Below are 2,291 nucleotides of genomic sequence, written 5' to 3' on the forward strand. Positions count from 1 at the left end.
AATATGTCACCAGGGTTTAATCTGACGTACAAGCTGTAAGCTTAAGGCAGAGTACAAACTCACCGGTAACATCCCAATGATCAGTTGGGGATCATTAACCTTTGAAAGTCAATGATCAAGATATAAGGCTGTACCGTGCAAGCGTGCGGGTTGCGCGATAATATGGACGACCTGAAGAAGGCCGGGGTGGAGGTGCTGGGCATCAGTACCGACAAACCCGAAAAACTGTCCCGCTTCGCCGAAAAAGAACTGTTGAATTTCACCTTGCTCTCCGACGAGGACCATCAGGTTGCCGGCCAGTTCGGCGTCTGGGGCGAGAAGAGCTTTATGGGCAAAACCTACGATGGTATTCACCGCATCAGTTTCCTGGTGGGTGTCGACGGCGCCATCGAGAAAGTGTTCGACGATTTCAAAACCAGCAATCACCACGATATCGTGCTGGCCTATTTGAAAAGCGTCTGAACGCAGCCCGCGGCGCAGATTGACGTGCTCTCACGGCGGTGCGGGCGGCGACGCGGGATGACGGCCGGCCGCCGCCGGCAAAATGGGTCATCTATGGTTACTCGCTTGAAAAAAAGCCTTATCGCACTGGTGCTGACCGCGTTGGCCGGCACGTTCCCGGCGCACGCAGACGAGATTCAGGACAATCTGCCGGATATGGGAACCACCGCCGGCAGTACCTTAAGCATTGGCGAAGAGATGCAAATGGGGGACTATTTCGTGCGCCAGCTGCGCGGCGGTGCCCCGATTATCAACGATCCCCTGCTTAGTCAATACATCAATCATCTGGGCGGCACGCTGGTGGCCCATGCCAACTCGGTGCGTACCCCCTTTCATTTTTTCCTGTTGCGCAGCGACGAGCTCAATGCGTTTGCCTTTTTCGGCGGCAACGTGGTGCTGCATTCGGCGCTGTTTAACTATACCGACAACGAAAGCGAGCTGGCGTCGGTCATGGCCCATGAACTGTCCCATGTCACCCAGCGTCATCTGGCCCGCGCCATGGAAGAAAAGCGTCGCAGCGCCCCGCTGACCTGGGTTGGCGCGCTGGGCTCCATTCTGCTCACCATGGCCAATCCGCAGCTGGGCATGGCCGCGCTGTCCGGCACCATCGCCGGCTCCGCGCAGGGCAACATCAGTTTCACCCAGGCCAACGAGCAAGAGGCGGATCGCATTGGTTTGCAGGTACTACAGCGGTCCGGTTTTGATCCCCAGGCGATGCCGAACTTCTTGCAGAAACTGGCGGATCAGAACCGATATTCCACCGCGCCGCCGGAAATGCTGCAAACCCACCCCCTGCCGCTCAGCCGGCTGGCGGATACCCGCAACCGCGCCAATCAGATGAAGCATATCGTTATCGACTCATCCCAGGACTTTTATCTGGCGAAGGCGCGCATCCTGGGGATGTTCGGCTCCAGCGACAATCTGTTGCGCAACGATGTGCTCGACGCCTGGAAAAAAGGCAACGCCCGCCGGCAGCTGGCCGCGCAGTACGGCCAGGCGATTTTGTTTTATCAGGCGAAAAAATACGACGACGCCAAACGCACGCTGCAGCCTTTGCTTAGCCGGCAACCGTCCAACATCTGGCTGGTGGATTTGATGACCGATATCGATTTGGCGCTGCAACAGGCGCCGCAGGCCATCAGCCGCCTGGAAGCACTGGTACGCGGCAATGAGCGCGATGCCAATCCGGTGCTGCTGCTCAACCTCGCCAATGCTTACGTCGAAGGGCATCGCTATAGCGATGCCGTGCGGATCCTCAATCGCTATACCTTTTCCCATCCCGACGACACCAATGGCTGGGATTTACTGGCCCAGGCGTGCGCCGGTCAGGGTCTGGGCGATCAAGAGCTGGCGGCGCGCGCCGAGCGGCTGGCGCTGATGGGACAGTTGGACCAGGCGGTACGGGCGTTAACCGAAGCCAGCAGCCGGGTGAAACTGGGCAGCTTGCAGCAGGCGCGTTATGACGCGCGTATCGATCAGCTCAGGCAGTTGCAGTTGCGCTTCGCGCAGTATGACAAAGGCGCGCGCCGGTAGTGACGCCGCAGGCAGCCTAATATGCCGCGGCATTAACGCCTGGCGCGGAATCTCGTGGCAAGCACTAGGCCCGTTCGGGCAAAAGAACAGACACGCCGGCGCCTGACGCTACGATGGTGCCCGCCTTAGGGGCATAGGTATCTACACATTTATCGTGATACCTGTTATTACTTTGCAGAATGATTTCAACCTATCTGTTGGCGGGATTGACTCTCGCCTTACCCGCCGATATCAGACGCTGGTTAAACAGCATATGA

The 2,291-nt window shown here is 58.1% G+C and carries 1 protein-coding gene and 1 pseudogene; both read left to right on the forward strand.

Annotated elements, in window-relative coordinates:
• Positions 1-126: 126 nt before the first annotated feature.
• Positions 127-462, forward strand: a pseudogene (gene bcp / locus CINSTRO3249_RS15235) (thioredoxin-dependent thiol peroxidase); the annotation flags it as partial.
• 93 nt (positions 463-555) lie between these two features.
• Positions 556-2,034, forward strand: coding sequence for a beta-barrel assembly-enhancing protease (locus CINSTRO3249_RS15240; protein WP_074013847.1), 1,479 nt, complete (start codon positions 556-558; stop codon positions 2,032-2,034).
• Positions 2,035-2,291 lie beyond the last annotated feature (257 nt).

The organism is Candidatus Sodalis sp. SoCistrobi (assembly GCF_900143145.1).
Lineage (GTDB): Bacteria > Pseudomonadota > Gammaproteobacteria > Enterobacterales > Enterobacteriaceae > SoCistrobi.

Coding starts and splice junctions, on each gene's coding strand:
- CINSTRO3249_RS15240 (WP_074013847.1), top strand. CDS start 556: ATGGTTACTCGCTTGAAAAAAAGCCTTATCGCACTGGTGCTGACCGCG.